Genomic DNA, 25,594 nt, shown 5'->3' with positions numbered 1-25,594 from the left:
CGCTTGAAGAGTTTTTAAATTTTGGCTGCTGATGCAGCTTCGTAAAAAGGAAAGACACAAATGAAATACGGCTATTTCGATAACGAGAATCGCGAATACGTCATCACTCGCCCTGACGTACCAGCACCATGGACCAACTACCTAGGTACTGAGAAGTTCTGTACGGTTATCTCGCACAACGCGGGTGGCTACTCGTTCTACAACTCTCCAGAATACAACCGTGTTACTAAATTCCGTCCAAATGCGACATTCGATCGCCCAGGACACTACGTTTACTTGCGTGATGATGAGACAGGTGATTACTGGTCAATCTCTTGGCAACCAGTTGCGAAGAGCCTAGACGAAGCAAACTACGAAGTTCGTCACGGCTTGTCTTACTCTAAGTTCAAATGTGAATACAGCGGTATTACCGCAACAAAAACTCTGTTCGTGCCAAAAGGCGAAGACGCTGAAATCTGGGATGTAGTGATTAAAAACACCTCTGACAAACCACGTACGATCAGTGCATTCTCATTTGTTGAGTTCTCATTCAGCCACATTCAATCTGATAATCAAAACCATCAGATGTCTCTGTACTCGGCAGGTACGGCTTACAACGAAGGTGTGATTGAATACGACCTGTACTACAACACCAACGATTTCGAAGGCTTCTACTACCTAGCTTCAACATTTGACCCAGATTCATACGACGGTCAACGTGACAGCTTCCTTGGCCTATACCGTGACGAAGCAAACCCGCTAGCGGTAGAACAAGGCAAGTGTTTCAACACAGCACAAACGTGTTACAACCACTGTGGCTCTCTGCACAAGCAATTCACTATCCAGCCGGGTGAAGAAGTTCGCTTTGCTTACATTCTAGGTATCGGTAAAGGCAATGGTGACCGTCTACGTGCTAAGTACCAAGACCTTGCAGAAGTCGACAATGCATTTGCGGGTATCAAAGCACACTGGGATGAACGCTGTGGCAAGTTCCAAGTGAAATCACCAAACGAAGGTCTAGATACCATGATCAACGCTTGGACACTGTACCAAGCAGAAACTTGTGTGGTGTGGTCTCGCTTTGCTTCATTCATCGAAGTGGGTGGTCGTACTGGTCTTGGTTACCGCGATACAGCGCAAGATGCGATCTCAGTCCCTCACGCTAACCCTGCAATGACGCGCAAACGTATCGTTGACCTACTGCGCGGCCAAGTAAAAGCGGGCTACGGTCTACACCTATTTGATCCAGATTGGTTTGATCCAGAGAAAGCTGACGTTAAACCATCGAAATCCCCAACCGTGGTTCCAACACCGTCTGATGAAGACAAGATTCACGGCATCGAAGACACCTGTTCTGATGACCACCTATGGCTAGTTCCAACCATCTGTAAGTACGTGATGGAAACCGGTGAGCACAGCTTCTTTGACGAAGTGATCCCTTACGCCGACGGTGGCGATGCAACGGTTTATGACCACATGAAAGCCGCGCTAGACTTCTCGGCTGAATACGTAGGTCAAACCGGTATCTGTAAAGGTCTGCGTGCAGACTGGAACGACTGTCTGAACCTAGGTGGTGGCGAATCTTCAATGGTGTCGTTCCTACATTTCTGGGCACTGCAGGAGTTCATCGACCTAGCGAAATACCTAGGTAAGGAAGCCGACGTTGAAAAATACACGGTGATGGCAGCAAACGTTCGTGAAGCGTGTGAAACCCACCTTTGGGATGACGAAGGCGGTTGGTACATCCGTGGTCTGACGAAGAATGGCGACAAGATCGGTACTGCGCAACAAGCGGAAGGCCGAGTACACCTAGAGTCAAACACACTTGCGGTACTTTCTGGTGCGGTATCTCAAGAGCGTGGCGAAAAAGCGATGGACGCTGTCGATGAGAACCTGTTCTCTGAATACGGCCTTCACCTAAACTCACCATCTTTTGCAACACCGAATGATGATATCGGCTTCGTAACTCGTGTTTACCAAGGCGTAAAAGAGAACGGTGCGATCTTCTCACATCCAAACCCATGGGCTTGGGTAGCTGAAGCGAAACTGGGTCGTGGTGATCGTGCAATGAAGTTCTACGATGCGCTAAACCCATACAACCAGAACGACATCATCGAAAAACGTATTGCAGAACCATACTCATACGTTCAGTTCATCATGGGTCGAGACCACCAAGACCACGGTCGTGCAAACCACCCATGGTTAACAGGTACGTCAGGCTGGGCTTACTTCGCTGTTACCAACTTTATCCTTGGTGTGCGTACAGGCTTCGATGGCCTAACTATCGATCCATGTATCCCAACGAACTGGCCTGGTTTCGAAGTGACTCGTCAATGGCTAGGTGCAACGTACAACATCAAAGTAGTTAACCCAGACTCAGTAAGCAAAGGCGTTAAGTCGATTACTGTGAACGGTGAAGCAGTGAATGGTGCCTCTGTCCCAGTTCAAGCGGAAGGTTCAGTAAACGAAGTTATCGTTACTCTAGGTTAATCATCTTTTGGAGGAGTCCTTCTCCCCTTTTGATTTATCCGGTGCATTTATGTTTTACAAGTGCATCGGTTCGCTAGCAAAGATTTAAGAGGCGGTGGGATGCCGCTCTTATCGAGGATCGAATCATGATCAAATTTGGTACAGGCGGTTGGCGTGCATTTATCGGTGAGGAGTTCACTAAAGATAACGTACGCTTGGTTGCCCAAGCAGTTGCAAACATCACGAATAACGAATCGGTTGCTGATCGCGGTTTTGTGATTGGCTATGACCGTCGTTTTCTTTCCGATAAAGCAGGTCGTTGGTTCGCTGAAGTTCTAGCAGCAAACGGCATTGTGGTCAGCTTTATCGACAAATTTGTCCCAACACCTATCGTAATGTTTAAAGCGAAAGAAATGGGCTGCGCATACTCGGCATGTATTACCGCATCACACAACCCTGCCGATTACAACGGCATTAAAGTCTTCATTGAAGGCGGTCGTGACGCAGATGAAATCATCACCCAAAAAATCGAATCACAAATAGACGCGCTCACTGCGCAAGATGTAAAAAGCGTCGACTTTGAACAAGCGGTTGAAGATAAGCTGATTGAAATCATCAATCCGATGAACGAATTCGTTGACTCAATCATCGACTTTATCGACATCGAAGCGATCAAGAAGGCGAATTTACGTGTTTTGATCGACCCAATGTTTGGTGTCGCGAAAAACGCACTGCAAACCGTATTAATCAACGGCCGCTGTGACGTTGATGTGATTAACGATGGCAAAAACCCAGATTTCGGTGGGTTAATGCCTTCGCCAAGCGCTGCAACACTCTACCGTTTGATGCACCTAGTGAAAGAGCAAGGTTACGATATTGGCATCGGTACTGATGGCGATGCGGACCGTCTTGGTATTATCGACGAAAAAGGTAACTTCATTCATCCAAATGAAGTGCTACTGCTGCTTTACTACTACCTACTTGAATACAAAGGCTGGAAAGGCTCCGTGGTACGTAACATCGCAACCACCCACCTTCTCGATAAAGTCGCCGAAGATCATGGCGAGAAATGCTTTGAGGTTCCTGTAGGCTTTAAGCACATCAGCTCCCAAATGGAAGCGGATGACTCACTGATTGGCGGGGAAAGCTCTGGTGGCCTAACCATTCGCGGCCACATCAAAGGTAAAGACGGCGTATTCGCATCAAGCCTATTGGTAGAAATGATTTCAGTAACCGGCAAGAAGCTGTCTGAGTTACTGGATGAAATCTACGGCAAGTACGGCTATGCCTACATGGCAGAAGGCGATTGCAAGTTCAAACCAGCGCAAAAAGACGTACTGTTCAACAAGATTTATGTTGAAAAGCAGTTGCCTGAGTTTGAGTTTGAAATCGAAAAAGTCAGCTACGAAGATGGTGCGAAAGTCTACTTCAAAAACGGCGGTTGGATCATCGCTCGCTTCTCTGGTACTGAGCCACTGCTACGAATTTTTGCAGAGATGCAAGATAAGGACACTGCGGAACGTGTTCTTCAACAGTTTAAAGACTTCTTGTCTTTATAACTGAACCTTGTGCCCGCTTCGAGCACTATGATGAGAGTCGACGCTGTCTGAAAAGGCGCTCATCAACAGGAGAAGAGCACTTGCCCGGCCCCACTGCCGGGCTTTTTTATTGTATGTTGGAAAGTCGTAAACGAGATAGCAAAGATACTCAGGAGCGTTAAGCAAATGCCAGGACGCCTTGCGTTTCAATTTTTACCGCGACGGACTCACCTATATTTAATGCTTGCGAAGCTGTAGCTAACAAACGATCACCATTTGCGTTAATCACATAACGGCAGTGATCACCCATAAAATGCTGTTCCAATACGGTTACCGAACTATCTTCATCGGATTGAATTTGCACATGCTGCGGTCTTAGCAGTAAAGAGCACTCCGCCTGTACTGGAATATCTTGTTGAGCCGTGGCTTCAACCACGCCCAAGTGGGTTTCATATTCTGAATTCGAAACTCGTTTAGCAGCAAGGTAACTGCCACCACCTAAGAAATCAGCGACAAATTTACTTGAAGGTTGGTAGTAAAGCTCAGATGCTGTGCCATATTGCTCGATGACTCCATTGTTCATCACTGCCATTTTATCGGCGAAAGCAAAAGCCTCTTCACGGCTATGCGTAACAAAAATGGCAGTCACACCTTGGGCCTTAAAAATCTTACGGATCTCACTTATCAACTCATGGCGAACTTGCGTATCAATATTAGAAAACGGTTCATCCAGTAACAGTAAGTCTGGGCTGTAAGCTAATGAGCGAGCAATCGCAACACGCTGCTGCTGTCCACCAGACAATTGGTGAGGATAACGATCGCCATAACCTTGAAGATGCACGAGTTCTAACATCTCTTGAACTTTTGCATTTTTCTCTTTTGTCGAGCACTGCTTTAAGCCAAAGGCAATGTTTTGCTCCACCGTCAAGTGAGGAAAAAGTGCGTAATCTTGGAAAATCATCCCTATATTACGCTGTTCTGGCGGCAACCAGTTTTCCCCATCATCAATTGTGACGCAATTTAGACTCATTTCGCCTGACGTTAACGGCAATAATCCCGCAACGGCCTTTAATAGTGTTGTTTTCCCACAGCCACTAGCTCCTAGCAAACAGACAATCTGCCCTTGTTCTACCTCAAGAGACAATGATTCGAGTACGGTTTGATCGTCATATTGGCACGTTAGGTTTTTAATTGATAATGCACAGCTCATCAGTGATTTTGCTCCAGTGAACGGTTAACAACAACAAGCGGGATCAACCCAACAAGAACCAACAGAACCGCTGGCAAAGCGGCCAATTCTAAATGCTCATCCGAGGCGAAGTTATAAACGTATGTGGCTAGTGTTTCAAAGTTAAACGGACGAAGTAACAAAGCCGCATTGAGCTCTTTCATTGACTCGATAAACACTAATAAAGCCGCAATCAGTGCACCGCGCTTAACCAGCGGAAAGTGCACGCGCCACAGCATGGCATTGGGCTTACAACCCATAGTGCGCGATGCCATATCTAACGACGGAGAAATTTTATTTAAATTACTCTCGATACTACCAATCGCTACCGCGGAAAAGCGCACAACCATGGCAAATACTAGTGCGAACATGGAACCAGAAAAGATAAGTCCCGGCCTTCCCCACTCCATGGCTTTAGCAACGTCGTTGACACGATGATCCATAAACAGCACAGCGACCATCACACCGATGGCTAGTACCGTTCCTGGTACTGCATAGCCCATAGAAGAAAGACGCATAAATGCCAAGCTTTCTCGTTTACCATTGACTCGATGGGTAAAGTTAACGATCAGTGCGACAGCAACACCAATAATCGCAGCAATAACAGACACAACTAAGCTGTTCCATGCGTATTCACGAAACTCTGAGGTCCAACTCTGCGCAAAATAAGTGATCGCATAATCAATCAGCTGTAGTAGCGGCAAAATAAACGCGACCGAAACCAAGCCCCAGCACCAAACTAGTGCGGTCCACTTTTTCCAGCCCGTCAACTCGTAACGAAAATCTTCGTGACTGTTAAATTGGCTTTGAAAAAGCTTTTGTTTACGGCGGCTGTATCGTTCGGCACTAAGAAGCAGTACTACAATGACGAGCATCATGGCAGAAATCTTGGCTGCCGCATTAAGATTAGAGTACCCCAACCAAGTATCGTAGACCGCTGTGGTTAACGTATTCACCGCGAAGTAACTTACCGTACCAAAGTCACCAATGGTCTCCATTGCGACCAATGATAAACCCACTGCGATAGAGGGTCTTACTAACGGCATCGAGATGCGCCAAAAACTTTCCCATGGAGAGCACTTGAGCAAACGCGCGCTTTGCAATAAAGAGACATTTTGCTCCATAAACGCAGCCCGGCACAATAAATACACGTAAGGATACAACACCAAAGCTAACACAAAGGTCGCGCCAGGCAACGTACGAATGTCAGGGAACCAATACTCGCCAGGTCCCCATCCGGTTACATCACGCAAAAAGATCTGAATCGGGCCTGCAAAATCAAACCAATCAGTAAAAATATAACCAATGATATAACCTGGCATTGCAAGAGGTAGCACCAATGCCCACTGCAACCATTTTTCGGTCGGCAGTTTACACATGGCCATTATCCAAGCGCTTGGAATACCAAGAATTAAGGACAGCACCATTACGCCAACAGTTAGCGCAACCGTGTTAAAAATATAAGTCGGCATGACCGTTGCCATTAAATGAGCAAACAAATCATCCGTTTCACCAATTGCGGTGTAGAAGATCGCTAAGATCGGCAAAACCAGTAGCAGAGTTATTACCCCACTACTGGTTTTCCATAAAGAGTGTTTATCTTTCATCGCCTAATTACTGCAAGGCTGTATGAAATACAAATGCTGTTGCAAATACATCTCATATCCTTTAATCAAATGGGGGTACTGTTATACCCCCACAAGGAATTAAAGGTCAAATTTCACTTCATCTAATAGCTTAATTGCCGCTTCGTGGTTGGCTGCAATATCGTCTAGAGAAAGCTTGTCTGCTTTAAAGTCACCCCAAGATTCCACAAGCTCAGAACGCTTCACGCCTTCTTTAACTGGGTACTCGTAGTTAACTTCTGCGTACATTTGCTGCGCTTTGTCACCCGTTAGGAATTCCATTAGCTTCACAGCATTGTCTTTGTTTGGAGAGTACTTAGCCATCGCCATACCAGAGATATTCACGTGAGTGCCTGTAGTCTCTTGGTTAGGGAAGTTGATGTAAACTGCATCAGCCCAAGCTTTTTGCTCTTTGTCGTTAACCATTTTACCTAGGTAGTAGCTGTTACCTAGAGAAACATCACATAGGCCTTCTTTGATCGCTTTAACTTGTGCACGATCGTTGCCTTGTGGTTTGCGAGCAAGGTTTGCTTTCACGCCTTCTAACCACTCTTTGGTTTCTGCTTCGCCATTGTGAGCAATCATTGCTGAAACTAGAGAAACGTTGTACGGGTGCTTACCGCTACGAGTACAAATTTTACCTTTGAACTCTGGCTTAGCTAAGTCTGCGTAGTTGAAATCTGCGCCTAGTTTACCTACGCGATCACGTGATGAATAAACGCTACGAGAACGTAGAGTTAGAGCAAACCACTCATTCTCTTTATCTTGGTATTGAGCAGGTACGTTTTCTTCAATGATTTTGCTATCGACTTTCTGAACTAAACCTTTGTTTGTCAGTTCAGCTAGACGGCTGATGTCTGTCGTAAGAATAACGTCAGCAGGGCTGTACTCACCTTCTTGAGCTAGCTTTTCTGCTAAGCCTTTTTTAGCAAATTTTACGTTTACTTTGATACCAGTTTCTTTAGTGAACTCATTGAACATAGGTTCAACTAGGAAAGGTTGACGGTAAGAGTAGACGTTCACTTCTTCAGCAGCCATTGCTGTTGGAGCTAGAGTAGCGCAAGTTAGTGCTGAAAGAGTTAGCAGTTTTTTCATTGTTTAATCCTTTACCATGCTAATGATAACGTTTATCAGTTGCGTTATTATATGTATGTTCAATAAGAAGACAATGACGAATATTAAAAAACCTGCTCATCGGAGCAGGTTTTATTGTGTTAAGTGTGTAACCATTTATTACAAGCTAATGATTATTTCACCGTAACAAACTCTGGGTAAGCACCAACACCACAATCATGCATGTCCATACCTTCCATTTCTTCATCTTCTGTAACGCGAATCCCAACGGTCGCTTTCAAGATTGCCCACACAACTAGGCTAGCACCAAATACCCAAGCAAAGATAACTACGGCACCTAAAAGCTGTGCACCAAACGTTGCATCACCGTTGCTCAGTGGCACTACCATTAGGCCGAAGAAACCACACACACCGTGAACTGAGATAGCACCTACTGGATCGTCAATTTTAAGTTTATCTAGAGCAATGATACTGAATACTACTAGTGCACCCGACACCGCACCAATCGCAACCGCGTACAGTGGTGATGGCGATAGAGGGTCTGCAGTGATGGCAACCAAGCCAGCTAGCGCGCCATTGAGGATCATCGTTAAATCGGCTTTACCCCAAGTAGTTTTACAAACGAATAGCGCCGCAATTGCACCAGCAGCCGCTGCTGCGTTAGTGTTTAGAAAGATCTGACCTACCGCTGTAGCATTCTCAAAATCTGAAACCATCAACTGAGAACCACCGTTAAATCCAAACCAGCCAAACCAAAGGATAAAAGTACCCAACGTTGCCAAAGGCATGTTAGAACCTGGAATCGGATAAATTTCACCATTTTTACCGTACTTACCCTTACGCGCGCCAAGCAGTAACACACCAGCAAGAGCAGCAGAAGCACCTGCCATATGTACGATACCAGAACCCGCAAAGTCACTAAATCCAGCTTCTGCTAGGAAGCCTCCACCCCATGTCCAGTAACCTTCCATTGGATAGATAAACGCAGTTAAAATCGCTGAGAAAATCAAGAAAGACCAAAGCTTCATGCGCTCAGCTACCGCACCAGAAACGACGGACATGGCAGTTGCAACGAAGACAACTTGGAAGAAGAAGTCAGACTCTAAAGAGTGGTCGGCCCCTTCACCTTGAGTACCAATTAGCGTACCAAATGAAGGTAACCAGCCTCCTTCTCCGTTATCGACATACATGATGTTATAACCGACAATCAGAAACATCGTACATGCGATGGCGTACAAACAGATGTTCTTCGTAAGAATTTCTGTTGTGTTTTTAGAGCGCACAAGGCCAGCCTCTAGCATCGCAAAGCCTGCTGCCATCCACATTACCAACGCACCGGAAATGAGGAAGAAAAAGGTGTCAAGTGCGTAACGTAACTCGGTTACTGTTGTTGCTAATTCCATAATAAGTATCTCCAATCCTTTGAATTCTTAAAGTACTTCTGCGTCCATTTCGCCAGTTCGGATACGCACCGCTTGGTTCAGATCGTAAACAAAAATTTTACCGTCGCCGATTTTTCCGGTTTGCGCAGCTTTTGTAATTGCTTCAACAACGCGATCTACATTGTCTGCGTGAGTCGCGATTTCAATTTTCACCTTTGGTAGAAAATCGACTTGATACTCTGCACCGCGATACAATTCCGTGTGACCTTTTTGACGACCGAACCCTTTAACTTCTGATACTGTCATCCCTTCGATACCGACATCAGCCAATGCTTCTCGTACATCGTCTAATTTAAACGGCTTAATAATGGCATTGATTATTTTCATTGAGTTATCTCCGAAGCTTTCATCCTGAAACACTTCTTATAATCCAATCTACGTGCCAAGTTTTTAAGTTATTGAATAATAAAAACTAACCTCAATTTACATATCTATAAACAAAAAGGGCGCACCATATCGGTGCGCCCTTTTCACAAATTTAAAGCAACGGCAGAGAAGTTACCCAAAACTGTGCATTAAATGTTCAAAAAGTCTTTCCACTGTTCGATAAGTGCCATGAAATCCTCTATCCCACAACTTGCTGTACTTTCTGCATTGTAGAAGTCGAACTCACTTTCCATCTCGACATCATATTCATGGGCTAATGCGTTTTCTTGTACAAGAACTTCGTCGCCCTGAATCATCAAGCTAATTTCCGTGCCTGTAAGGTTATGCTCCTGAGAAGGCGCTGAAAATGACCGCTCAATTAGCTTTTCAACCTGTGCAATCTTCATCGGATCTTTACCAATTTCTTCTTGCAACCAGCGCCCTACAATCTCATGTCCCATGCTACATTTTACGTAGTACTCGCCCATCAACGTGTTACGAATGAATTCAAATTCCACCGAGATTGCCTATTTCGTATCAATTTGGTGCGAGTATAGCGAATTGCTCCCATAAAAAAAGCACCTCATGTGAGGTGCTTTTGAATTGTGCATTTCTGATTATGCCGGTTCTTGGAAGATCACTTCGTCCGCTTTCTTGGTGTATTGATCCATTTTATGGAAGTTCAAGTAGCGGTACGTATCCGTTGCCGTAGCGTCGATTTGCTTCGCGTATTCTAGGTATTCTTCTTTGGTTGGAATCTTACCTAGGATTGCACCTACTGCAGCTAGCTCAGCTGACGATAGGTAAACATTCGCACCAGTACCCAGACGGTTCGGGAAGTTACGCGTTGAAGTCGACATTACTGTTGATTTATCTGCAACACGCGCTTGGTTACCCATACAAAGTGAACACCCTGGCGTTTCAATACGAACCCCTGCACGTCCGAAGATACCGTAGTAGCCTTCTTCAATCAGTTGGTCTTTATCCATCTTTGTTGGTGGCGCTACCCAAAGGCGCGTCGCTAACTGGCCATTGAACTTATCAAGCAATTTACCTGCTGCGCGGAAGTGACCGATGTTCGTCATACAAGAACCGATGAACACTTCATCAATCGCTGTGCCTTGTACTTCAGACAACAAACGAGCGTCATCTGGGTCATTCGGTGCACATAGTACTGGCTCATTGATTTCAGCCATATCGATTTCAATCACATGTGCGTATTCAGCGTCTTTATCTGCTTGCATCAGCTCAGGGTTTGCTAGCCACTCTTGCATTGCAGTAATACGGCGCTCGATAGTACGGCGATCACCGTAGCCTTCAGAGATCATCCACTTCAGCATCACGATATTAGAGTTTAAGTACTCTTCGATCGACTCTTGAGACAATTTCACAGTACAACCTGCCGCCGAACGCTCTGCAGATGCATCAGAAAGCTCAAATGCTTGCTCAACCGTTAGCGTTTCTAAGCCTTCAATCTCAAGGATACGGCCAGAAAATTCGTTGATCTTGCCCGCTTTTTCTACCGTTAGTAGACCTTGCTGAATCGCGTAGTAAGGGATGGCATGAACAAGATCACGCAGTGTAATACCCGGTTGCATCTCACCTTTAAAACGAACCAAGATTGACTCTGGCATGTCTAGCGGCATAACGCCTGTCGCAGCTGCAAAGGCAACCAAGCCCGAGCCGGCTGGGAATGAAATACCCAGAGGGAAACGAGTATGTGAGTCACCACCCGTACCGACAGTATCCGGTAGTAGCATACGGTTTAGCCATGAGTGGATAATACCGTCACCAGGACGAAGAGATACACCACCGCGGTTCATAATAAAGTCCGGAAGTGTATGGTGAGTGTTAACGTCTACTGGTTTTGGATAAGCCGATGTGTGACAGAAAGACTGCATGACAAGATCAGCAGAGAAGCCGAGACACGCCAAGTCTTTAAGTTCATCACGAGTCATAGGGCCAGTAGTATCTTGCGAACCTACTGTCGTCATTTTCGGCTCACAGTAGGTTCCAGGACGGATGCCTTCTACGCCACATGCTTTACCAACCATTTTCTGTGCAAGCGTGTAACCCTTGCCAGAATCTGCGATTTCACCTGGTTTGCGGAATACGTCCGAAGGCTCAAGACCTAGCGATTGACGCGCTTTGTCTGTCAAACCACGACCGATGATCAATGGGATACGACCACCAGCACGAACTTCATCAATCAGTACTTCTGTTTTTAGCGAAAACTCAGCTAGAACCTCACCAGTTTCGTGGTTGCAAACTTTACCTTCATATGGGTAAACATCGATAACATCGCCCATGTTGAGCTTAGTTACGTCAACTTCGATTGGTAGTGCGCCAGCATCTTCCATTGTGTTAAAGAAGATAGGGGCAATTTTGCCACCAAGCACATACCCACCAGCTCGTTTGTTTGGAACGTAAGGGATATCATCACCCATAAACCAAAGCACTGAGTTGGTTGCAGATTTACGTGAAGAGCCAGTACCAACAACATCACCAACGTAAACCAATTGATGGCCTTTGTCTTTTAACTCTTCAATTTGCTTGATCGGGCCAATAGTACCCGGTTGATCAGGGTTTATTCCTTCACGCTCGTTTTTAAGCATCGCCAGTGCGTGTACTGGGATATCAGGGCGAGACCAAGCGTCAGGTGCAGGTGAAAGGTCATCCGTGTTCGTTTCACCTGTTACTTTAAATACGGTTAGAGTGACTTTTTCTTCAAGCTTAGGCTTAGAAAGGAACCACTCAGCATCAGCCCATGATTGAAGTACTTTCTGTGCATGCGCATTGCCTGCTTTCGCTTTCTCTTCTACGTCATAGAAAGCATCAAACATCAGCAGCGTATGAGACAGCGCTTTTACTGCGATCTCTGCCAGTGCTTCATCATCCAATAGCTCAACTAGCGGTTCGATGTTGTAACCACCTTGCATAGTGCCTAGCAGTTCAGCCGCTTTTTCACGACTCACTAATGGTGATTTAACTTCACCTTTTGCTACTGCTGTTAGGAAACCCGCTTTTACATAAGCAGCTTCATCAACACCTGGAGGGATACGGTTTTCAAGTAGGTCAAGAATGACTTCTTCTTCACCTTGCGGGGGATTTTTCAGAAGTTCTACAAGTCCAGCAACTTGTTCTGCGTCTAGCGGTTTAGGAACAACTCCTTCAGCAGCACGCTCTTCGACGTGTTTACGGTAGGCTTCAAGCACGACTTTTTCCTCTCATTGCGGTTCCTCCTCTATTATTACTATTGTTAAAGTAAAGGAGTGAACATCCTTGGAAACTTGGCTCTCCATTGCCCTTGTTTTCATTCAATTATGATTGAGAAACAGCGCCGTAGAGGCCAAACTGTGGGCAAAATAATAGCAAATTTAACCTTAAATTAAAATCTTATCATTTTGACCAACATAGCAACTTACGACTAAAGTTCTGCTAATTTTGACCAAATATGCCAAGTTTTTGCTTTCTCATACCCGATTAATTAAACGATGTTCCTACGATCAAATACACAGCATCCAAATCTTGCTCGGTACGACCGTATGCCAACATTATTGGTCCTATTGGTGAGTCAACACCAAAGAAGATGGAGCCAGCATTGTAAAGCGGCGCTTCGTTTAGTTTCAGATCATTATCAGACCAAACACCGCCATATTCGACCGATGCGCCCAGGTAGACTGGAGCTTCAAACAATCCGAAATCATTATCAAACCACTTATATCGGTACACCAAACTGCTGAAAAATAAGTTCTGTCCGATCAGGCTATTTCTTGGGATTCCCGATAGGCTTAAGAAGCCGCCCAACTCTCTGGGATCAAGCGGTAAAGATGAGTTTTTACTCTCTACAAAACTATATTCAGCATGTCCGACTAAAGTATGACGCTGATGACTCACTGCACCTTTAAATCGTGCAGAGATTTCATAAACGGTATCTTCAATAATTTTGTCAGTTTCTAAAAGGCTAACGCCTTGAGGACTTTGATCATGAGACACTAAATATTCGAGATCGACTAAAAGCCCACGAGTCGGAAATGCGAAATCATCAAGTGTATCTAGGCGATAATTGGCAAACAGGCCACGACGTTCAAAATCCAATTTACCAGCAGAAGCCAAAGTAGAAAGCTCAATATCTCCGGTTGAGTAGCGAGCGCCAAATCGAAGTTCTTGCCACAATGTGGGTTGGATACCTATCGCTAACTCTGTTGTAAAATCATCGTAAGTGACCGGAAAAAAGTCATTTACTGACTCTAAACCTGGTGCTTGAGGCTCTGTTAAAGGTAAGTTTCGGCTCTCACTACCATAGGAAATTCGCCCCGATACAAAAAGTTCTTGGCTAGATAAAACAGGGGAATACAACTCAGCTTCAATCAGCTTATCCGTGCCCATTTCTACGTTGAACGCCAACTCCGCGCCATGAGAGTTTAAATTGGTAAAGTTGGTCGATATTCCTATGCCGTACTGGCTATCTGTATCGAAGTCATCTTCAAGAAAAAATCGGAAGTTGAGATAATTAGGCCCCCACGACTTCTCGTTAACATCAAAAACCAACAATGTCTCACCATCAACCTCTTCAAAGTGATAAGTGATGAGCTCGAACCGATCTAACGCGTAGAGGTTTTCAACGGCTTTCTCAATTTCGGCCGTTGAAATACGACGTCCGGTTTCTAATTCAATACGATTCGTCAACAACACATCGCTGTAGTGCGTGTTATTAACAATCACTATGTCATCAACCACACGCTGATCGCCATAAATCAAAGTTTTACGAACTTCTTGTTTGCGATCGATGTATTTTTGATAGTCCGCATTGGACAAGCGCAACCCTTTCAGCTTGTCTTTTAACTGCTTGGTAATATCGTACCCAGCTTGAAAAGCCCAAGGCATTTTGTCGAACTCGACAGTTTCCATGGTGCCCACATTGGGACGAATATAGATATCTTGAGGTTCAAGCTCGTCCACTTGCTGTTGTGTACTACGACGAACGAGATAGTTAGAGAGTTGGTCCGCGACAGTAAACAGCCCCGTAAATTCATCTTCGGTTTTGTAGTCGGTGCTAATATCGACGGCAATAACGACATCAGCCCCCATGGCGCGAGCCACATCGACAGGCATGTTATTGACGACACCGCCATCGACAAGCATATGGCCATTGAGCTTATAGGGAGGAAGCGCTCCTGGTACAGACATGCTAGCCATCATGGCGTCCACAAGGTAACCATTGCCCAGTACGACTTCTTCTAGGGCAAGAATATCTCTCGCAACAGAACGATAGGGAATGGCAAGATCATCAAAAGAATCGAATCGCCCTAAGTTCCCTGTAGTCTCACGCAATACTCGCAACATGTTCTGGCCTTGCACCACACCCGTTGGTGCTCGTACCTCACCGAATCTTAAGCCGAGGTCGGTATTAATTTGATAGCGGTCTTCATACTCTTTGTCACGAACTCTACGTTGGCTACGGTCAACACGATCTCGATAACCGCTGCCCCAATCGACGGTGTAGATAAAACTCTCGATTTCATCAGCACTCATCCCCGTGGCATAAAGCCCACCCACATAGGCGCCCATACTGGTACCGGTCACAATATCCACAGGAATCTGCATTTCTTCCAATGCTTTTAAAACTCCAATGTGTGCCGCCCCTTTCGCTCCGCCACCAGCGAGCACAACCGCCACCTTTGGTCGAGGTTCCAAGTCATCCGTTTTTGTTAGAGAGTTTGCGAGGGAAACAGAAGGAGTGATCATCAAAAAGGTACTAACCCAAAGCGCAAAGTTGCGAACCGATGGGCTTGATAACAGCTTTTTGAACATTCACTTCTTCCTTTATTGAATATCTGATCAAGTAGGGCGTGCTAGCAGTACTGTACTAACACGCCCTAATATGTACTAAGAATTAATCAGATAAACAAGCTAATGTTGTTGATTTGGCGATGCTACCAATCAAATATGCTATTTAACCAGTTTGATTTCTTCTCACACTGTTGCTTTATCTGACCGGTTTTATCCCAAACCGGCAGTTTGTAATCACTACGGCAGTTCATTTCTAAACCTCCATCAGATGTAGGCTTGAACCCTAATGTGGTGATTTCTCTTGGCCATGGGAGCTCTAAGCGCTCAGGAATACGCTGCTTCAAGTACTCTGCGTACACTCGTAATGCACCACTCGACCCCGTTAGATTCACGGGTTTATTATCGTCGCGGCCTAGCCAAATTGTCGTCACCTCACGACCATCAACACCGACAAACCAACTATCGCGGTTGTCATTACTGGTACCCGTTTTTCCTGCCAATGCAGCCCAACCAAACTGGCTTTGTAAGAAGCGGCCAGTGCCTTGAGCAACCCCTTGTTTCATCGCGTAGGTCGTTAGCCATGCAGCTTGTTCATCCACGGCTCTTGATGAACGAGGCAAGGATTGATACAGCACATTACCTTCCATATCCATGACTGAGCGCAGAGCGGTCAGTTTTGCACGCTTACCTGAATTCGTCAGAGTCTGATACATCTGTGCAACTTCGAATGGCGTCAAAGAAAACGAACCCAAAAACATCGAAGGCACTGGGCGAATTTCGTCTTTGTTCACGCCCAAACGCTCTAAAGTATTGGAGACTTCAGGAATGCCAAGTGCCATACCTAAGCGCACGGTTGGTACGTTGAGTGATTTCGCTAAAGCAATGTAAAGTGGTACATCACCACGATATTTTCTATCGTAGTTGCGCGGCGTCCACACGTTACCTTTACTGCTCTTCAGACTTAACGGCGTGTCGTGTAGCGTCGTGCCTAGGTTGTATTTATCCGGTTGTTCTAGAGCCGTTAAGTAAATCGCTGGTTTCACTAAAGAACCAATCGGACGACTGGCATTGAGCGCGCGGTTAAAGCCTTCATAACCGACACGTTTACCACCTACCATCGCACGGATTTCACCACTATGGCGATCAACGGCCACAGCTGCGGCTTCTAACTCTTTACCACCCCGTTTAGCTAGTTCTGGGATCTTTTTCGCGATAGCTTGTTCCATTTTGCTTTGCGATACTGGGTCCAGAGACGTAAATACGCGCAGTCCGGTCCCTGCCTTAAATCGCTCCCCAACTTTTTCTTTTAATTCAATACTCAATTGTTGGAAATAAGCTGGCTGACGGCTCGCAATACGTGGCTTGCTTTGCGTATCGAGTGGACGACTTACAGCTTGTTCATACTGCTCTGAAGTCAACATGTTTTGCTGCATTAACAGGCGCAGAACGAGATCACGACGCTCTTTCGTTCTCTCAGGGTAACGAATTGGGTTGTAGTAAGACGGTCCTTTTACCATCCCAACTAACATCGCCAGCTGATCGATTCGCAACTCCTGAATTGGCTGCCCAAAATAGTAACGCGACGCCAAGCCAAACCCGTGGATCGCTTCACCTCCACTTTGACCTAGGTACACTTCGTTGAGGTAGGCTTCTAAGATACGATCTTTGCTGTAACGGTAATCCAAAATTAGCGCGATATACGCTTCTCGAACTTTACGCCACAGTGTTTTATCACGAGTCAAAAACAGGTTTTTTGCCAATTGCTGAGTCAGCGTACTACCACCTTGAACAGTACGGCCGGCCTTAATGTTCGCAACCAATGCACGTGCAATCGCCAGCGGTGACACCCCGTCATGTTGATAAAAATCCCGGTCTTCGGTCGCAAGCAGTGCATCCACTAAAATTTCAGGGAACTGATCACGACGTAAGAAAAGACGCTGTTCATCACGGTCTTTCTCCAGCATGCCCAACATCTTCGGTTCTAGGCGCAAGTAACCAAGGTCTCCTCGAGATTCTAAAGACTGAATACGTTGCAAGCCGGAATCAGAGAAATGCAGCATAATGTGACGATCCGGCTCGGGACCATCGGCAAACTCGAATGGACGACGAATCAATTCAATCCGAGTGGAAGAAGAGGAATATTCGCCTGGGTAACGAGGTTGACTCACTTTACGGTAATTCAACACATCTAGCTCGTTGCGCAGTTCTTGGATGGTGATATTCTCACCAGGGCTTAGATTCAAGATACGGGCATAAACCACCGTTGGCAGCTCAAACAGCTGGCCTTCAAAGCGTTCTTTCACCACACTATCTAAGTAAATCCCAACAAACAGCAAAACAGCGGCAAGTGCAACGCCAGCTTTCCAGCTAAACGACCACAGAACTTTCAACCACGAACGTTTCTCGTTAGTCGGCTTTTTACTCGGCGTACGTCGAGTCTGTTTTGCGGTTCCTTTATTGGTTGTACTTTTCTTCGCTGGCGCTTTTTTCGCGCTAGGCTTCTTGCTGTCAGTCATTATTCAATTGTCTTTTTGTTTTCGTTGTTGCTACATGATTGGCAGGATCATCTGGCCAAACGTGTTTTGGGTAGCGCCCTTTCATCTCTTTTTGAACGTCTTTGTAGCTTCCGTTCCAGAAAGCCGCCAAGTCCGACGTTACTTGCAATGGACGTTGTGCCGGTGAAAGCAGTTCAAGCACCAAACGCTTGCGGCCAAGAGCCACCGTTGGGGAACCACTCTCCCCAAATACTTCTTGCATACGCACCGATAATATCGGCTCGTGGCCATATTGGTAACGGATACGCTTCTTTGAACCTGTGGGTAGTTGGTAATGCTCAGGTAACCATTCATCCAGTTGTTGATTGAGTGGCCAACCTAATAGAGCATTAAGCGCTTCGACCAAGTTTATCTTGCTCAGGTCTTTAACCGAGCTGACAGACGTCATGTATGGTTCTAACCACTCCTCTAATGAATCCAGCAAACTGGCTTCATCAAACACTGGCCATGACTGCTCAGGTAACCATTCCACCGCACAACGAATCCGAGCCAACAAGCTCTCCGCTGCCGGTGTCCAGTTTAGACTCTGTAAGCCCTGGCGGCGGACATACGTGAGTAAAGCTTGTGTCATTTTTTCTTTGCCCGGGCTTGGCAACGGCTCGCTTTCAACGACTAGCAGGCCGAGTTTTGTTTGTCGCTCAGCTATTAGACGGCCTCTTTTTTCATCCCAGCCCACTACTTCTTCAGACGAAAATAGCGTATCAAAGGTCGTTCGCAATATATTGACATCCAATTCACATGCCGAATGAATTTGACTTGAGTTAGAATGAGAACGCATTAAGTCAACGGCAACCAAATACTCACAGCCACCTAGCATGTCTTCCTGACGACATTCTGCACCATGACCATTAGCCAAAGTAAATCGCCCAAATTGATTTGTGCGCTGCTGCGCAATGCGATCTGGAAATGCCAAACTTAACACCAGCGGTAATGCATCTTCATCCACGCCTTTCAGGTCAAATACCGTATCCAATTTGTACGCTAGAGATTGAGCACGCTTGAACAACATCGACTTTTTTGGATGAGTACCAACAAGCCAACGATGCAAGCTATGAGCGATATTGGTAACACTCCTCTCTGGCTCTTCAATCAGTGCGACCGCCGTCAAAGCAGCATTTAACATCTTATCACTGTAAGATTGCGCTTTAATTAGCATCGCAGCCGCACGAGGCTCAACGCCTAGTTCATGCGCCTGTTTTCCTTCGGACGTTAATTGCCCTTTTTCCGTCAGTAGTCCCAATGACACCAATAGCTGCTTCGCTTGTTCCAATGACGCATTAGCTGGAACATCAAGCCACTTTAGAGCGTGGATATCACTCGCTCCCCAAAAGGCAAGCTCCATAACTAAACTAGCCAAATCGGAATGCAAAATTTCGGGTTGGGGAACCAGCGGTTGCTGCTTGAACTGGCTTTCAGAATAAAGACGAACACAAATGCCCTCTTCTATTCGTCCCGCTCGTCCTGCACGCTGAATCGCTGAAGACTGTGCAATGCGTGTTTGCTCTAAGCGTGTTAAACCGTTTTTCAAATCAAAGCGGGCAACACGCTCTAACCCAGAATCAACGACGAGGCGAATGCCTTCAATCGTTAGTGAAGTTTCTGCAATGTTGGTCGCTAGAACGACTTTACGCTTACCTTGTTCTGCTGGCGTAATCGCTTTTTGTTGATCTGCAAAACTCAGTTGACCATAAAGTGGGCATACGTCGATATCATCCGCTAAATGAGACAACCGCTCTTCAACTTGTTTTATGGCACCAACACCCGGTAGGAAAGCTAACAAAGATCCAGACTCTTTGTTCATAAGACTTTCTATTGTTTTTGCCATACTCGTAGGTAAATGCTCGTTCACACCTAACGGCTGGTAGCGCATTGCCACATCAAAGCTGCGCCCTTCAGATTCAATGTAACTGGCTTCTGGCAACAACGATTGTAATGCTTGTTGGTCAAGCGTTGCCGACATTACCACCAGCTTGAGATCGTCTCGCAATGCCTCTTGAACTTCTAAACTGAATGCCAAAGCGGTATCGGCATGAATGCTGCGTTCATGAAACTCATCAAAGATCAGTAGATCAACCCCATCCAACTCCGGGTCCGTTTGAATCATCCGAGTCATGATCCCTTCGGTCACGATCTCCAGCTGCGTTGCAGAACTTACCTTTGCCTCACCACGGACTCGATAACCCACGCGTTGACCTACTTGCTCTCCCAATTGCTCAGCAAGATAACGGGCAATGTTACGCGCCGCGAGTCGTCTTGGCTCAAGCATGATGATTTTTCCAGCAACCGAATGATTTAAGAGTAACTGCAAAGGGAAGTAAGTCGACTTACCGGCACCAGGCGCCGCTTTTACGATCACTTGATGTTGATTTTTGACCGCCGTCAGCAACTCAGGCATCACGGCTTCAATCGGCAATTGTGACAAAGGAAATACCTTATGGTGTAATGATGGCAACATTGTACATAAAAAATTTTTTGTCTAAATAAGCAAATGCATTTCACACCCGCTTTAGAGTCCGCCACTCTACTCAAACGCTATAAACGCTTTCTTGCCGATATCGAGCTCGATACTGGTGAAATCCGTACAATCCACTGCGCAAATACAGGTGCAATGACGGGTTGTGCAACGCCCGGAAACAAGGTTTGGTTTTCTACTTCCGACAACCCGAAACGAAAATACCCCAATAGTTGGGAGTTGAGTGAGACCGAACAAGGCCACCGTATTTGTATCAACACCGCGCGTGCCAATCAATTAGCCGTAGAGGCTATTGAAAATAATGTCATTTCAGAGCTTTGTGGTTATGACACACTTCAAACTGAGGTGAAATACGGCAATGAAAATAGCCGAATTGATATCTTGCTCAGCGCAGACGACAAGCCAAAGTGCTATATAGAAGTGAAAAGCGTCACTCTTCTTGATGAGACCGACTCTACTGGACAAGGATACTTCCCAGATGCGGTCACGACTCGGGGACAAAAACACCTGAGAGAGCTCACAGAAATGGCACAAAATGGAAGTAGAGCCATACTTTTATTCACTGTTTTACATTCAGGTATTGAAAAAGTATCCGCGGCGCACCATATAGACGCGAAATATTCACTATTACTCAAACAAGCACAAGACGCTGGAGTGGAAGTTCTCTGCTACAACGCTGAACTGAGCGATACTGGAATGAAGCTGATTTCCGCTATTGATTTTATCAATTAAGAGAAAAAATGATGTCGTCTTCACATTGACGATAACTTTGCGATTCAGTATTTGCTTGCACCGCCTCTTTTTGCTATAGATACCCGCCTTAAATTGACTGCGTAGCAGTTGACTAGGTGTAAGTAGGAGATGCTGTATGCCAGAATCAAAGAAGAAAACGATAGGCATCCTAGCCATTGCCGGCGTGGAGCCATATCAGGAAAAACCTGGTGAAGAGTACATGTCACCAGAGCAGGTTGAACACTTTACGAAAATCTTAACAGCTTGGCGCGACCAGCTAAGAGCTGAAGTGGATCGTACTGTTCACCACATGCAGGACGAAGCAGCAAACTTCCCAGATCCAGTTGACCGCGCCTCTCAAGAGGAAGAGTTCAGCCTAGAACTGCGTAACCGTGACCGCGAACGCCGTTTGATCAAGAAGATTGAAAAGACTTTGGATAAAATCAAAGAAGACGATTTTGGCTTCTGTGAGTCTTGTGGCGTAGAGATTGGCGTTCGCCGTCTTGAAGCACGTCCAACCGCTGACCTTTGTATTGACTGTAAAACACTTGCAGAAATCAAAGAGAAGCAAATGCAAGGTTAATCACCCAGCATTATGATTGTTGAAGGGAGCTCAGGCTCCCTTTTTGTTTTGGCTATCTTCGCACCCTATTTGTTTACTAAATTCGAGATACACGCATGACACGCTATGTAGGTCGATTCGCCCCATCTCCTTCTGGTCCACTGCATTTTGGTTCACTGATTGCCGCTCTTGGCAGTTATTTTCAAGCGAAAGCACAAAACGGAGCTTGGTTAGTACGTATTGAGGACTTAGACCCACCAAGAGAAATGCCAGGTGCAGCGCAACTTATCCTAGAGGCACTCAAGGCCTATCAGCTGCATTGGGATGGAGAAGTGGTATACCAGAGCGAACGTCACGACCTTTACCAAGCTCAAATAAACAAATGGCTCGAAAATGGAGAAGCCTATTATTGCCAATGTACTCGTAAGCAAATTAAAGAGCATGGCGGTTTTTATCCTGGCACTTGCCGCGATAAAAACTTGAAAGACGGCGCGATTCGCCTAAAAATGACCAAGCCTGTCGCTCATTTCCTCGACCAAAAGCAGGGAACCATTACGATTCCAGAGCAACTCGTTAATGAAGATTTCATTATTAAACGTCGAGATGGATTATTTGCTTATAATCTTGCGGTAGTATTAGACGACATCGACCAAGGCGTCACAGAAGTCGTGCGAGGTGCAGACTTAATCGAGCCGACAGGGCGTCAAATTAGCCTGTACCAAATACTTGGTCAGCCTGAAGTTAGCTACTTGCATTTACCATTGGCGATGGACAACAACGGCAATAAATTGTCGAAACAAAATCACGCGACGGCTATTGATATAGATACACCAAAACCTACTCTATTGCGCGCCATGACATTTTTAGGTTTCGAGATACCTGAAACCGTAAGGGCGGCCAACATAGAAGATATTCTTCGTTGGGGCTGCGAAAACTGGCGGTTGGAACAGCTTCCAGCAGAGATCGAGATCACACCGTGATTCTCAAATGGCATTGTGTAGGCTATCATTAGCCGCAAATTAGGCCCTAGAGGCGTATAAAACTAACCAAAGCAAGATTGGATTAAACCCAGTTATTGCCAGATGCACATGAATACAAACGACTATACACCAAGCGAACCTGCCACAATTCCAGAGCTCGCTCTCAATGTAATAACTCGTGAAGAGCACAACATTTCGCGTAAGCAGATCAGTGATAATGCGCTGAAGGTACTGTACCGCCTAAATGGTGCTGGTTTCGATGCTTTTCTTGTGGGTGGCGGGGTTCGAGACTTACTGCTTGGACAAAAACCAAAAGATTTTGACATTGCGACCAACGCAACGCCGGAACAGATCAAACAGCTATTTCGTAACTGCCGTTTGATTGGTCGCCGCTTCCGCTTGGCTCATATTATGTTTGGCCGAGACATCATTGAGGTTGCGACATTCCGTGGTCACCACCAAGAGCAAAAGAATAAGAGCATTTCTCAGCAATCAAAAGAGGGTATGCTGCTGCGTGACAACGTCTACGGCACCATCGATGAAGATGCTGAGCGCCGTGATTTCACGATTAACTCGATGTACTACAACATCGCAGATTACTCGATTCACGACTACGCACGTGGTATTGAAGATTTAGAAGATCGCCTAATTCGACTGATTGGTGATCCAGAAACACGCTACCGTGAAGACCCTGTGCGCATGCTGCGTGCGGTTCGTTTCGCGGTAAAACTAGACTTTGATATTGAAGAAGACACCGCAGCGCCAATCGAACACATGGCACCGTTGCTCGGTGACATTCCGTCAGCGCGTCTTTTTGAAGAGTCACTCAAATTATTGCAATCCGGTCATGGCTTAGAAACCTACCACCTACTGCGTGAGTACAACCTATTCCAGCAACTATTCCCGACGATTGCAGCGCACTTTACAGAAGATTACTCCTCTCATACTGAGCAGATGTTGGATCTTGTCCTAGATTCTACCGACATGCGCATCGAAGATGGGAAACGCATCAATCCAGCATTTATGTTTGCTGCAATGCTGTGGTACCCACTGTGTGCGAAAGCCGATGAACTGATGGAAGAGCGCAACTTAGGCCATTACGACGCCATTATGGAAGCGAGCAACATCATTCTTGACGAGCAAGTTCGCACAATTGCCATTCCAAGACGCCACACCGCAACCATTCGCGAGATTTGGCAGTTACAGCTTCGTCTTCCACGACGTAACGGTAAACGTGCATTCCGTCTTATGGAGCTCAATAAATTTAGAGCTGGCTTTGATTTTCTTGAAATGCGCGGTGAAATTGAAGGTGGTGACACTCAGAAGCTTGCCAAGTGGTGGGAAACTTTTCAAAATGCAGGCCGAGAAATGCGTCAAGCAATGGCTGCCGACTTAGACGGTCAATCACCGAAAACAGGCCAGCGCCGCCGTAAAACTTATCGCAAGAAAAAGAGTAAGCCCAAATCATGATTACAGCGTACATTGCGGTAGGCAGTAACTTGGCGGATCCTGTCAGCCAAGCGAAGCAAGCGATTGAAGCATTAAAAACGCTGCCTAAATCAGAGTTTGTTCAAGCTTCTTCGCTATACAGCAGCACGCCAATGGGGCCACAAAACCAACCGGATTACATCAATGCGGTTGTGTCTATTAACACCAGTTTGACGCCTATTGAATTGCTCAATTGCACACAAGCTATAGAGCAAGAACAAGGGCGTGTCCGTAAAGACGAACGCTGGGGACCAAGAACCTTGGACCTCGACATTGTGCTTTATGGCAATGAGGTGATTAATTCCGAGAGGCTGATCGTTCCTCATTATGGAATGAAAGAGCGTGAATTCGTACTCTACCCTCTTGCGGAAATTGCACCAAGTTTACAACTCCCTGATGGGACCGAGGTCTCTGAACTACTGGAACAAGTAGATAGAAACGGCCTCAGTATCTGGCAGTCATAGCCAACTCCTAGTAAGGATAAAACCATGAAAAAAATGACCATCAACGACCTAATCAAGTGGAAGCAAGAAGGTCGTAAATTTGCTACTTCAACCGCTTATGATGCGAGCTTTGCCCAACTGTTTGAAAGCCAAGAAATGCCAGTACTTCTTGTTGGTGATTCTCTAGGTATGGTTTTGCAAGGTCACAACGATACTCTGCCAGTAACGGTCGATGATATCGCTTACCATACTCGTTGCGTACGTGCTGGTAGCCCAAATTGTTTGTTGATGGCAGACATGCCATTCATGAGCTACACCACGCCAGAGCAAGCTTGCGAAAGTGCGGCTAAACTGATGCGTGCTGGTGCCAATATGGTAAAAATTGAAGGTGGTGACTGGCTTGTCGACACGGTGAAAATGCTCACTGAACGATCAGTTCCAGTTTGTGCTCATCTTGGTTTAACTCCTCAAGCTGTTAATATTTTTGGTGGTTACAAAATCCAAGGTCGCGATCAAGAAAAAGCAGACCGCATGGTAAAAGACGCATTAGCGCTGCAAGAAGCAGGCGCTCAAATCGTCTTACTAGAATGCGTACCAGCTGAGCTTGCTGAACGTATTACGCAAGTGCTTGACGTTCCTGTTATCGGTATTGGTGCAGGTAACGTAACAGATGGTCAAATTCTCGTGATGCATGATATGTTCGGTATTTCTGCCAACTACATGCCGAAATTCTCCAAAAACTTTCTTGCTGAAACAGGTGATATGCGCAAAGCCGTTACTAAATACATTGAAGATGTAGCCAACGGTGTATTCCCAGACGACGCTCATACCATTGCCTAGAGGATAA

Annotated in this window: 18 protein-coding genes; 8 read left to right on the top strand and 10 right to left on the bottom strand. The window is 45.8% G+C overall.

Annotated elements, in window-relative coordinates; all coding sequences use genetic code 11:
- Positions 1-60 precede the first annotated feature (60 nt).
- Together R7E78_RS10585 and R7E78_RS10580 are read left to right on the top strand one after the other, a co-directional pair.
- Complete coding sequence (locus R7E78_RS10585) at positions 61-2,469, top strand: GH36-type glycosyl hydrolase domain-containing protein (protein ID WP_047102646.1); 2,409 nt, start codon at positions 61-63, stop codon at positions 2,467-2,469.
- A 125-nt stretch (positions 2,470-2,594) separates the two neighbouring features.
- On the top strand, positions 2,595-4,007 hold the full coding sequence (locus tag R7E78_RS10580; protein WP_033905585.1) for a phosphoglucomutase/phosphomannomutase family protein: 1,413 nt from the start codon (positions 2,595-2,597) through the stop codon (positions 4,005-4,007).
- A gap of 157 nt (positions 4,008-4,164) precedes the next feature.
- On the opposite strand, the gene R7E78_RS10575 is transcribed toward R7E78_RS10580, so the two are convergent.
- The 10 genes from R7E78_RS10575 to hrpB all read right to left on the bottom strand — a co-directional run bounded on the left by R7E78_RS10575 (position 4,165) and on the right by hrpB (position 20,524).
- Entirely contained in the window at positions 4,165-5,196 is a 1,032-nt protein-coding gene (locus tag R7E78_RS10575; RefSeq protein ID WP_005380055.1) for an ABC transporter ATP-binding protein, read from the bottom strand.
- On the bottom strand, positions 5,196-6,821 hold the full coding sequence (locus R7E78_RS10570; protein WP_005386564.1) for an ABC transporter permease: 1,626 nt from the start codon (positions 6,819-6,821) through the stop codon (positions 5,196-5,198). Before R7E78_RS10570 ends, R7E78_RS10575 begins: the two co-directional genes overlap by 1 nt.
- Positions 6,822-6,920: 99 nt before the next feature.
- Complete coding sequence (locus R7E78_RS10565) at positions 6,921-7,934, bottom strand: Fe(3+) ABC transporter substrate-binding protein (protein WP_005386566.1); 1,014 nt, start codon at positions 7,932-7,934, stop codon at positions 6,921-6,923.
- A gap of 152 nt (positions 7,935-8,086) precedes the next feature.
- On the bottom strand, positions 8,087-9,316 hold the full coding sequence (locus R7E78_RS10560; RefSeq protein ID WP_047102648.1) for an ammonium transporter: 1,230 nt from the start codon (positions 9,314-9,316) through the stop codon (positions 8,087-8,089).
- 27 nt (positions 9,317-9,343) lie between these two features.
- On the bottom strand, positions 9,344-9,682 hold the full coding sequence (locus R7E78_RS10555; protein ID WP_318057878.1) for a P-II family nitrogen regulator: 339 nt from the start codon (positions 9,680-9,682) through the stop codon (positions 9,344-9,346).
- A 188-nt stretch (positions 9,683-9,870) separates the two neighbouring features.
- Positions 9,871-10,239 (bottom strand): YacL family protein, encoded by a 369-nt coding sequence (locus R7E78_RS10550; protein WP_017635908.1) that lies wholly within the window; start codon positions 10,237-10,239, stop codon positions 9,871-9,873.
- A gap of 99 nt (positions 10,240-10,338) precedes the next feature.
- A complete protein-coding gene (gene acnB, locus R7E78_RS10545; RefSeq protein WP_005380009.1) occupies positions 10,339-12,936 on the bottom strand; it encodes a bifunctional aconitate hydratase 2/2-methylisocitrate dehydratase in 2,598 nt (865 codons plus the stop codon).
- Positions 12,937-13,204: 268 nt separating this feature from the next.
- Positions 13,205-15,535: a patatin-like phospholipase family protein gene (locus tag R7E78_RS10540; protein ID WP_262640635.1), complete on the bottom strand. Its 2,331-nt coding sequence runs from the start codon at positions 15,533-15,535 to the stop codon at positions 13,205-13,207.
- Positions 15,536-15,657: 122 nt separating this feature from the next.
- On the bottom strand, positions 15,658-18,030 hold the full coding sequence (gene mrcB, locus R7E78_RS10535; protein WP_262640634.1) for a penicillin-binding protein 1B: 2,373 nt from the start codon (positions 18,028-18,030) through the stop codon (positions 15,658-15,660).
- Positions 18,023-20,524 (bottom strand): ATP-dependent helicase HrpB, encoded by a 2,502-nt coding sequence (gene hrpB / locus R7E78_RS10530; protein WP_206169861.1) that lies wholly within the window; start codon positions 20,522-20,524, stop codon positions 18,023-18,025. Before hrpB ends, mrcB begins: the two co-directional genes overlap by 8 nt.
- 33 nt (positions 20,525-20,557) lie before the next feature.
- On the opposite strand from hrpB, the gene sfsA reads away from it, so the two are divergent.
- The 6 genes from sfsA to panB all read left to right on the top strand — a co-directional run bounded on the left by sfsA (position 20,558) and on the right by panB (position 25,587).
- The gene (gene sfsA, locus R7E78_RS10525) at positions 20,558-21,274 is read left to right on the top strand and encodes a DNA/RNA nuclease SfsA (RefSeq protein WP_262640633.1); all 717 of its coding nucleotides are present in this window, start codon (positions 20,558-20,560) and stop codon (positions 21,272-21,274) included.
- A gap of 136 nt (positions 21,275-21,410) precedes the next feature.
- Positions 21,411-21,857, top strand: a complete 447-nt coding sequence (dksA, locus tag R7E78_RS10520) for an RNA polymerase-binding protein DksA (RefSeq protein ID WP_005386584.1) — start codon at positions 21,411-21,413, stop codon at positions 21,855-21,857.
- A gap of 95 nt (positions 21,858-21,952) precedes the next feature.
- Positions 21,953-22,816: a tRNA glutamyl-Q(34) synthetase GluQRS gene (gene gluQRS / locus R7E78_RS10515; RefSeq protein WP_047102653.1), complete on the top strand. Its 864-nt coding sequence runs from the start codon at positions 21,953-21,955 to the stop codon at positions 22,814-22,816.
- Positions 22,817-22,918: 102 nt separating this feature from the next.
- Complete coding sequence (gene pcnB / locus R7E78_RS10510) at positions 22,919-24,286, top strand: polynucleotide adenylyltransferase PcnB (protein ID WP_005386589.1); 1,368 nt, start codon at positions 22,919-22,921, stop codon at positions 24,284-24,286.
- A complete protein-coding gene (folK, locus tag R7E78_RS10505; RefSeq protein WP_017635910.1) occupies positions 24,283-24,768 on the top strand; it encodes a 2-amino-4-hydroxy-6-hydroxymethyldihydropteridine diphosphokinase in 486 nt (161 codons plus the stop codon). Before pcnB ends, folK begins: the two co-directional genes overlap by 4 nt.
- A 24-nt stretch (positions 24,769-24,792) precedes the next feature.
- Positions 24,793-25,587: a 3-methyl-2-oxobutanoate hydroxymethyltransferase gene (gene panB / locus R7E78_RS10500; RefSeq protein WP_054574817.1), complete on the top strand. Its 795-nt coding sequence runs from the start codon at positions 24,793-24,795 to the stop codon at positions 25,585-25,587.
- The last annotated feature ends 7 nt before the right edge of the window (positions 25,588-25,594 follow it).

The organism is Vibrio sp. YT-19(2023), from assembly GCF_033337395.1.
Note: the sequence above shows the minus strand (reverse complement) of the source record. Positions and strands in the feature narration are given on the sequence as shown.

Coding starts and splice junctions, on each gene's coding strand:
- R7E78_RS10585 (WP_047102646.1), top strand. CDS start 61: ATGAAATACGGCTATTTCGATAACGAGAATCGCGAATACGTCATCACT.
- R7E78_RS10580 (WP_033905585.1), top strand. CDS start 2,595: ATGATCAAATTTGGTACAGGCGGTTGGCGTGCATTTATCGGTGAGGAG.
- R7E78_RS10575 (WP_005380055.1), bottom strand. CDS start 5,196: ATGAGCTGTGCATTATCAATTAAAAACCTAACGTGCCAATATGACGAT.
- R7E78_RS10570 (WP_005386564.1), bottom strand. CDS start 6,821: ATGAAAGATAAACACTCTTTATGGAAAACCAGTAGTGGGGTAATAACT.
- R7E78_RS10565 (WP_005386566.1), bottom strand. CDS start 7,934: ATGAAAAAACTGCTAACTCTTTCAGCACTAACTTGCGCTACTCTAGCT.
- R7E78_RS10560 (WP_047102648.1), bottom strand. CDS start 9,316: ATGGAATTAGCAACAACAGTAACCGAGTTACGTTACGCACTTGACACC.
- R7E78_RS10555 (WP_318057878.1), bottom strand. CDS start 9,682: ATGAAAATAATCAATGCCATTATTAAGCCGTTTAAATTAGACGATGTA.
- R7E78_RS10540 (WP_262640635.1), bottom strand. CDS start 15,535: ATGTTCAAAAAGCTGTTATCAAGCCCATCGGTTCGCAACTTTGCGCTT.
- mrcB (WP_262640634.1), bottom strand. CDS start 18,030: ATGACTGACAGCAAGAAGCCTAGCGCGAAAAAAGCGCCAGCGAAGAAA.
- hrpB (WP_206169861.1), bottom strand. CDS start 20,524: ATGTTGCCATCATTACACCATAAGGTATTTCCTTTGTCACAATTGCCG.
- sfsA (WP_262640633.1), top strand. CDS start 20,558: ATGCATTTCACACCCGCTTTAGAGTCCGCCACTCTACTCAAACGCTAT.
- dksA (WP_005386584.1), top strand. CDS start 21,411: ATGCCAGAATCAAAGAAGAAAACGATAGGCATCCTAGCCATTGCCGGC.
- gluQRS (WP_047102653.1), top strand. CDS start 21,953: ATGACACGCTATGTAGGTCGATTCGCCCCATCTCCTTCTGGTCCACTG.
- pcnB (WP_005386589.1), top strand. CDS start 22,919: ATGCACATGAATACAAACGACTATACACCAAGCGAACCTGCCACAATT.
- folK (WP_017635910.1), top strand. CDS start 24,283: ATGATTACAGCGTACATTGCGGTAGGCAGTAACTTGGCGGATCCTGTC.
- panB (WP_054574817.1), top strand. CDS start 24,793: ATGAAAAAAATGACCATCAACGACCTAATCAAGTGGAAGCAAGAAGGT.